Source organism: Pseudomonas sp. GCM10022186 (assembly GCF_042656385.1).
Taxonomy (GTDB): domain Bacteria; phylum Pseudomonadota; class Gammaproteobacteria; order Pseudomonadales; family Pseudomonadaceae; genus Metapseudomonas.
This window is the reverse complement of record NZ_JBHSOU010000059.1, coordinates 42,358-49,959: the sequence shown is the minus strand read 5'-3', so window position 1 is coordinate 49,959 and position 7,602 is coordinate 42,358. Positions and strand designations below refer to the sequence as shown.

Sequence of the window (7,602 nt, the reverse complement as noted above, 5' to 3'; positions counted from 1 at the left end):
CCTGCCACGGCATCGCTCGAACTCCCGCTTCGAAGGATTCCGCAAGCCTAGATGCGTTACCCATGTCTCCCGACACCCGTTACCTATGTCCCCCGGCTGAACACACGGCGCACCCTACCGCATCGGCTTCATCCTGCCAGCCCGGACATTCGAATCGTCACAGGCAGAGCCGCTGACTCATGACCACGTCCTCAGGACGTGGTTTCCCAAGTTCGAATGAATTCGCTCCCACAACGGATGTGTAGGATGGGTCGGGCGGCGTTCCGCGAGCGGAGCGATACCCATCGGCAGGCCTGCGGCCTGCTTGGCGAATGAATTGGCTATGTCTGCATTAGCTGTTGCAGGACCGAATAGAAGTCTCTAGTACGGGGCTTTCAGGTCTCCGCACCAGTCTGACACCTCCCTCTCCCCCGGCCCCCGCCCTGCGCCCCTGCCTGATCGCTTCGCGCTCAGGCGTTCATCGGCACCGGAAGCGGTGCTTCCGAAAGCGTGCCTCTTCACCCCTGAAGAGGAGAGGGGTGACTCGCGCCGGCGAGGCACAAACAATCCTGAAGCCACCAGCAGCCTGGAACTGGGCAGCAGAGGTGGGGCGGCGACTGCGCCCCGTCAGGAGGCCGAGCGGAATCGTTGCAGAGGGGGACGAGCGGCATGGATGCCGCGAGAGGCGTGCGGGGCCAGGGATGGCCCCTCACGCCGGGCCCCCGGCGCAACGATGGAGCGAGGGGAGTCCGGCGAAGCAGGACGGGGACGCCGAGTTCCGGATGCAGGGGCAAGCGCTTTGGTTCCTTTCTGTGGTGCGGCATCCCGACGTTTGAGAAAGGGACTCGCCCGGGAGGGCGAAACAGAGACTCGCAGCCCGCTCTATAAGCAGCTGGGCTCGGGGCGTTCTAGCAACACTTAATGCAGACATAGCCAATTCATTCGCCAACCGGACCGCGATGCCAATGGGGGCAGCCGCGCCGCCCTTGGCGAATGAATTCGCCCCTACAGAGCCGCCACCTCGCGCGGCTCCTGCCCCAGCAGCTCCTGCATCCGCCCACGGGTATCGGCCATCAGCTCGCCGAGCCGCTCGACGCTGTACTGGCTGGCATCGATGGGCGCACCGACATGCACCTCCACCTTCTGCCCGAGGTTCAGGCGGAAGGTACGCGCCGGCAGCACGCGATGGATGCCGCGGATGGACACCGGAATGATCACGGCATCGGTGTCCAGCGCGAGGTGGAAGCAGCCCTTCTTGAACTTCAGCAGGCGGCCATCGGCGGAGCGCGTGCCCTCGGGCGCGGCCCAGAGGACGATGCCGCTCTCCATCATGCGCCGGGCGGTTTCCAGATCGGCCAGGGCCTGGCGGCGATTGTACCGGTCGATGGAGGGGAATTCCGCCGCGCGCATGGCAGCGCCGAGGAAGGGGATGCGGAACAGCTCCTTCTTCGCCAGCATGCGGATCGAGCCCGGCAGGGCCACGAAGCTGGCGGGGATGTCGTAGTGGCTGGAATGGCTGCAGAGGATCAGGTAGCGCCGCCCATCGTTGAAATCGGGTATCGCCCCATGCACCGACAGGTCCATGCGCACCAGGCGCAGCAACAGGCGCGACATGGCGCGGGTATAGCGGTCCACCAGGGCGCGATCGACCCGCCCCAGGGGCGCGCGCACCAATACCAGGCAGCAGTAGTGGAAGACCACCAGCAGGGTCCCCAGGATCACGCCAACACGGCGCAGCAGCGAGGCAGGTTCGTTCAATATGTGCAGGCTCGGCATCGAGGCTCTCCCATCTTCTGCCCGCGCGACTTCAAGCGCGGGGAACCTTATGATGCCGACTGTCATCGTTTCGACACAGGTGGCCCGCCAGGCACCTGACCAAACGCACCCGGCACGGACCCAGCCCATGGACAAGAAAGACCTGCAGATCATCGCCCTCCTGCAGCAGGACGCCTCCATCTCCCTTGCGGAACTCGCCGAGGCGGTGAACCTCTCGCCCACGCCGTGCTGGCGGCGCCTGCAGAAGCTGCGCGAGGACGGGGTGATCACCAGGCAGGTGGCGCTCTGCGACGCCGAGCGGCTCAAGCTCGGGGTCACCGTCTTCGTCAGCATTCGCACCAGCCGCCATAGCGACGACTGGACCCGGCAGTTCATCGAAGGCACCCGCGACATCCCCGAGATCGTCGAGATCTACCGCATGACCGGCGACGTCGACTACCTGCTGAAAATCGTGGTGCCCGATATCAAGGGCTACGACGCGGTGTACAAGCGCCTGATCCGAGTCGCCGACCTGTCCGACGTCAGCTCCGGCTTCGCCATGGAAGTGATCAAGCACACCACGGCCCTGCCCCTGGATCACCTGGCGCAGCCGGGCGACCCATGATTTGCTCGCCGCGGCGACCACCAGGAAAATATTTCCAATAAACCCTTTTCAAGTAGATTTATTTTCTAGCGCCAACGGCATCCCGGCCGATCAAAGCAAAGAAATTCCCCGCGCCCATCGGTAATCTTTCCCCCATTCCAGAGGCATTCCTGCTCGGCAGGCGCTGCTCCCATCCCGCTCTATTCGGCTCCAGAGGAACACCCAGGTGGACGACCGCAAACTGCATCTAGAAACGCTGCTGGCCCACGAGGGCCGCGAACGGGGCCAGGTCGGTGGCACCGTGAACACCCCGGTCTACCGCGCCTCCACCCTGCTCTTCCCGACCGTGGAAGCCCTGCACGCCCAGCACGGCACCCTCAACACCTACGGCCGCCACGGCAACCCCACCACCCGCTCCCTGGAGCGCGCCCTGGCGGAACTGGAAGGTGCCTACGGCGCCATGCTCACCCCCAGCGGCCTGAGCGCGCTGACCACCGCCCTGCTGGCCACCCTGAAGCCCGGTGACCACCTGCTGATGACCGACTCGGTCTACGACCCGACCCGCGCCTTCTGCGACGAAACCCTCAAGCGCTTCGGCATCGAGACCACCTACTACGACCCCCTGATCGGCGGCGGCATCGCCGAACTGATGCTTCCGAACACCCGTGTGGTTTTCCTCGAATCCCCCGGTTCCCTGACCTTCGAGGTGCAGGATGTGCCCAGCATCGCCGAGGTCGCCCACGCCCATGGCGCCCTGGTGATGCTCGACAACACCTGGGGCACCCCGGTGAATTTCCCCTCCTTCAAGCACGGCGTGGACATCTCCATCCATGCCGCGACCAAGTACATCGTCGGCCACTCCGATGTGCTGATGGGCGTGATCATGACCACCGAGGCGCTGTTCCCGCAGGTGCGCGGCTTCTACAAGCAGCTTGGCCTATCCGTCAGCGCCGACGACGCCTACCTGGCCCTGCGTGGCCTGCGCACCCTGTCCACCCGCCTGGAACGCCACCAGCGCAATGCGCAAAGGATCGCGGCGTGGCTGGCCGAGCAACCCGAGGTGGAACGGATCCTCTACCCGGCCCTGCCCGGCGCCCCCGGCCACGAACTGTGGAAGCGCGACTTCAGCGGCGCCTGCGGCCTTTTCGGGGTGGTGTTCAAGGAGCTGCCCGAACAGGCTATCCGCGCCATGCTCGACGGCATGCAACTGTTCGGCATGGGCTTCAGCTGGGGCGGCTTCGAGAGCCTGATCCTGCTGACCAATCCAAGCGCCCACCGCAGCGCCACCACCTGGAAGGCGGAAGGCCCGCTGGTGCGCCTGCACATCGGCCTGGAACATCCGGACGACCTGATCGCCGACCTCGAGGCAGGCTTCCAGCGCCTGCGCGCCAACTGCCGCTGAACCCCTGGCGGCGCGGTTCGCCGCGTCGCCCTCGATAGCGCGCGACAGCCCGTGCGGACGTCCTTATGATGCCTGTCACAACAACGGTCACGACAAGGAACCCGCCATGTCGCTCGCGCAACTCATCAGCCCTGCCCAACTCAGCGCCCGCCTGGACGAACCGGGCCTGATCATCCTCGACTGCCGCTTCTCCCTCGACGATCCGGCCTATGGCCAGCGCAGCTACGTCGAGAGCCATATTCCCAGGGCCCGCTTCGCCGACCTGGAGCGCGACCTCTCCGGTCCGGTGACCAGGGGCGTGACCGGCCGCCATCCGCTGCCTGATCCGGCCGTGCTGACCGAGCGGCTGCGCGCCTGGGGCATCCGCGCCGACAGCACCATCGTCCTCCATGACGACGGCCCCGGCGCGTTCGCCGCCCGCGCCTGGTGGCTGCTGGCCTGGCTGGGCAAACGCGATGGCGTGTTCCTGCTCGATGGCGGACTCAAGGCCTGGCGCGATGCCGAGCTGCCGCTGACCGCCGTGGAACCGGCGGTGCAGCCGGGCGACTTCCAGGGGCAGCCTGACGCCAGCCTGCTGGTCGACGCCGCCACCTTGCAGCAACGACTGGACAACCCCGCCCTGACCCTGCTGGACGCCCGCGCCCTGCCACGCTTCAAGGGCGAAGTGGAACCCATGGACCCGGTGGCCGGACATATTCCGGGCGCCCGATGCGCCGCCTTCACCGACAACCTCGGCGCCGATGGCCGCTTCCTGCCGGCCGACGCACTCAAGCAGCGCTTTGCCGCCATGCTCGGCGACCGTCCGCAGGAAGAACTGGTGGCCTATTGCGGCTCCGGCGTCACCGCCTGCCACAACCTCTTCGCCCTGTGCCTGGCCGGCTACCCCCTGGCGCGGCTCTATGCCGGCTCCTGGAGCGAGTGGATCACCGACCCCGGCCGCCCCCTGGCAACAGGCGACTAAGCGCCGAAGCACCCGGGAATACCCCTGGCCAGCGCCCTCTTGCGCTGGCTTTTTTTTAATCACAAGCAGCTATATGGACAATAACCAGAAGCCCGAAACAGTTTAAAAACAGTCCTTTACAGCATAAATATCGCACTAGACTTCAAATCGAGCGGCTAACTCCGCTCCCGGTGGGGCCCTTCCCTAGAATGATGAGAAGCTGCCAAAACGCCCCGGCCCCGCCGGCACCCTTCGCGAGGGCCATATGGGAATTGCCGCCTGCGATCTGCGCCAACACGTGATACGGCCGACGCTGCTCTACCTGCAGCGCCCCTCCTCCACCGCCGAACGCCTGCTGCTGGGCGCCGCCGCCTGCCAATCGGCCCTCGGCGCCGCCCTGGACTGCGACCAGGGCCGCGGCCTCTACCGCATCAGCGATGCGCGGCACCAGCAACTCTGGGACCAGCACCTGGCTCACTACCCGGACCTGGCCAGCCAGGTACGCGGGCTGGCCAGCCAGCACGCCTTCCTCGCCGCGCCGCACCTGGAACTGACGGTCAACCTGCGCTACGCCACCGCCATCGCCTGGATGCTGGTGGAGTCGACCATCCTGGTGCTGCCCGCCGCCGACGACCTGCTCGGCATGGCCATGATCTGGCGCCAGGTCTTCCACCCCGAGGGCAGCCCGCGGGAATTCATCGACGCCTGGCAACGCCATGTGGGCGGCCTCAGCCAGGTCGCCTGATCACTGACCGACCAGTCAGGAACAGGCAACCCGTGGAAATTGCACGATCAGTACAAATGCCATCACTTTTCCGATTGTTCGACAATCTTACAAGGATTTTTCCCACACTTATGACACTGGAAAGGGCTCCTGAATCCTGTTAGCGTGCCGCGCCTTGCACCACCGTTCAGGAGTTCACCGTGATAAGCAGAGTCTTCAAGACCGCCCTCGCCCTGGCCGTCAGCGCCGCATCCAGCTACAGCCTCGCCGCCGGCTTCGCCCTCAACGAACAGAGCGTGAGCGGCATGGGGACCGCCTTCGCCGGCCGTTCCTCCTCCGCCGATGACGCCACCACCGTATTCGGCAACCCGGCCGGCATGGCCCGCCTCAAGCGCGAGCAGGTCAGCGTCGGGGCGGCGGCGATCTTCGCCAAGACCGATATCGACGACGCCCGCAGCACCTTCGGCGGCAGCAACGATGGCGACATGGTTCCCACCGTGGGCGTGCCCATGGGTTATTACGTCAAGCCGATCGACGACAAGTGGGCGTTCGGCCTCGGCATGTACGCACCATTCGGCCTGATCACCGATTACGAGGGCGGTTTCGCCGGCCGTTACTACGGCAACAAGAGCGAAGTCCGGGTGATCACCCTGCAACCTACCGTCAGCTATCGCATCAACGACCGGCTGTCCGTCGGCTTCGGCCCCACCATCAACCGCATCGACGGCGAACTGACCTCCGCGGTGCTGAATCCGCTGTCTCCCGGCCGCAATGACGGCAAGGTGAAGGTCAAGGGCGACGACACCGCCCTGGGCTTCAACGCCGGCGTGCTCTTCGAACTGGATGCGCGCACCCGCTTCGGCCTGACCTACCACTCCAAGGTGGACTACAAGCTGCGCGGCGACACCACCGTTTCCGGCAGCGGCCCCGTACTGGGCAGCTCGGCGGGCAAGTACGACGCCTCGCTGGACCTGGAAACCCCGGAATCCGTCGACTTCTCCGTCACCCATGACCTGAACGACGCCTGGACCCTCTACGCCGGCAGTACCTGGACGCGCTGGAGCCGCCTGGAAGAGATCAAGGTGGAGAACAAGGGCGTTCGCGGCCTGCTGGCCCCGGCTCTCGGCACCATCACCGAGGAACAGGACTGGCGCGACACCTGGTCCTACGCCATCGGCGCCGCCTACAAGCTGAACCGGCAGTGGACCCTGCGCGCTGGCCTGGCCTACGACCAGACCCCGACCCGCAACGAATTCCGCTCGCCGCGCATCCCCAGCGACGACCGCAAGATCCTCAGCCTGGGCGCCGCCTGGAGCCCCAACGACGACGTGACCGTCGACGTCGCCTACACCTACCTCAAGGAAGAAGACGCCGACATCGACCAGGTCAGCGCCAGCAAGGGGGCCTACCGCGCCACCTTCGAAAACAGCGCCCACGGCCTGGGCGCGCAGCTGACCTACCGCTTCTGAGTGGGATCAACCGCGACAAAAAAGCCCGGACTGGTCCGGGCTTTTTCTTGTCGGCGTTCAGGGCTGACTGGCCAGCGCCTTTTCCACCGCTTCCAGAAGATCGGGATCGTCGGGCTTGGTCAGGCTGGAAAAGTGAGCGATCACCTTGCCCTGGCGATCCACCACGTATTTGTAGAAGTTCCAACGCGGCGTCTGCCCGGACTGGGCGATCAGCTCCTTGTAGAGCGGCGTCGCCTCGTCGCCGGTGACATGTTGAGGCTGGGTCATGGCGAAGGTCACGCCGTAATTGATGTAGCAGACCTTGGCGGTTTCCTCGGTGGTGGCGGCCTCCTGCCGGAAGTCGTTCGAGGGCACGCCCAGCACTTCGAAGCCCTGCCCCTTGTAGCGCTTGTACAGCGCTTCCAGCCCCTTGAACTGAGGCGTGAAGCCGCAGTGGCTGGCAGTGTTGACGATCAGCAGGGGCTTGCCGGCGAAGCGCTGGCAGAGGTCGATGCTTGCCTTGGAGCGCAGTTGCGGCAGCTCATGCTGCAGCAACGCGGGACATTCGGCAGCCAGGGCCTGGCCACCGAACAGGGCGAGCAGCGTCAGGGGCAGTACGGACAAGGCGTTCATGGCAGCTTCCAGCGCATTCGGGCGATCTGCCTACGCTACCGCCAAGCGCATCGCCTAGCAATTGAACCCCAACTGCATCAGCGCCAGGCCGCCCTGCTGCCAGCCCCACCAGCCGAG

General features: G+C 65.7%; 7 protein-coding genes. 5 read left to right on the top strand and 2 right to left on the bottom strand.

Going from position 1 to position 7,602, the window contains the following annotated elements; translation table 11 throughout:
- Window positions 1-984 precede the first annotated feature (984 nt).
- The gene (locus ACFPU0_RS18910; RefSeq protein WP_377694819.1) at window positions 985-1,755 is read right to left on the bottom strand and encodes a lysophospholipid acyltransferase family protein; all 771 of its coding nucleotides are present in this window, start codon (window positions 1,753-1,755) and stop codon (window positions 985-987) included.
- Window positions 1,756-1,882: 127 nt separating this feature from the next.
- Here ACFPU0_RS18910 and ACFPU0_RS18905 point away from each other — a divergent pair, with 127 nt between their 5' ends.
- From ACFPU0_RS18905 to ACFPU0_RS18885, 5 genes are all read left to right on the top strand, one after another.
- Window positions 1,883-2,359: an Lrp/AsnC family transcriptional regulator gene (locus ACFPU0_RS18905; RefSeq protein ID WP_377694818.1), complete on the top strand. Its 477-nt coding sequence runs from the start codon at window positions 1,883-1,885 to the stop codon at window positions 2,357-2,359.
- A gap of 205 nt (window positions 2,360-2,564) precedes the next feature.
- Window positions 2,565-3,740: a cystathionine beta-lyase gene (gene metC / locus ACFPU0_RS18900; protein ID WP_377694817.1), complete on the top strand. Its 1,176-nt coding sequence runs from the start codon at window positions 2,565-2,567 to the stop codon at window positions 3,738-3,740.
- 106 nt (window positions 3,741-3,846) lie between these two features.
- Window positions 3,847-4,701 (top strand): sulfurtransferase, encoded by an 855-nt coding sequence (locus ACFPU0_RS18895; protein WP_377694816.1) that lies wholly within the window; start codon window positions 3,847-3,849, stop codon window positions 4,699-4,701.
- A 244-nt stretch (window positions 4,702-4,945) separates the two neighbouring features.
- Window positions 4,946-5,425, top strand: a complete 480-nt coding sequence (locus ACFPU0_RS18890) for a hypothetical protein (protein WP_377694815.1) — start codon at window positions 4,946-4,948, stop codon at window positions 5,423-5,425.
- A 179-nt stretch (window positions 5,426-5,604) separates the two neighbouring features.
- Window positions 5,605-6,873: an OmpP1/FadL family transporter gene (locus ACFPU0_RS18885; RefSeq protein ID WP_377694814.1), complete on the top strand. Its 1,269-nt coding sequence runs from the start codon at window positions 5,605-5,607 to the stop codon at window positions 6,871-6,873.
- A 57-nt stretch (window positions 6,874-6,930) separates the two neighbouring features.
- Here the strand turns inward: ACFPU0_RS18885 and ACFPU0_RS18880 are convergent, their stop codons facing one another.
- A complete protein-coding gene (locus ACFPU0_RS18880; RefSeq protein WP_377694813.1) occupies window positions 6,931-7,485 on the bottom strand; it encodes a glutathione peroxidase in 555 nt (184 codons plus the stop codon).
- Window positions 7,486-7,602 lie beyond the last annotated feature (117 nt).

Bases quoted from the DNA above. Each gene is read 5' to 3' on its own strand.
- ACFPU0_RS18910 (WP_377694819.1), bottom strand. From the start codon at position 1,755: ATGCCGAGCCTGCACATATTGAACGAACCTGCCTCGCTGCTGCGCCGT.
- ACFPU0_RS18905 (WP_377694818.1), top strand. From the start codon at position 1,883: ATGGACAAGAAAGACCTGCAGATCATCGCCCTCCTGCAGCAGGACGCC.
- ACFPU0_RS18895 (WP_377694816.1), top strand. From the start codon at position 3,847: ATGTCGCTCGCGCAACTCATCAGCCCTGCCCAACTCAGCGCCCGCCTG.
- ACFPU0_RS18890 (WP_377694815.1), top strand. From the start codon at position 4,946: ATGGGAATTGCCGCCTGCGATCTGCGCCAACACGTGATACGGCCGACG.
- ACFPU0_RS18880 (WP_377694813.1), bottom strand. From the start codon at position 7,485: ATGAACGCCTTGTCCGTACTGCCCCTGACGCTGCTCGCCCTGTTCGGT.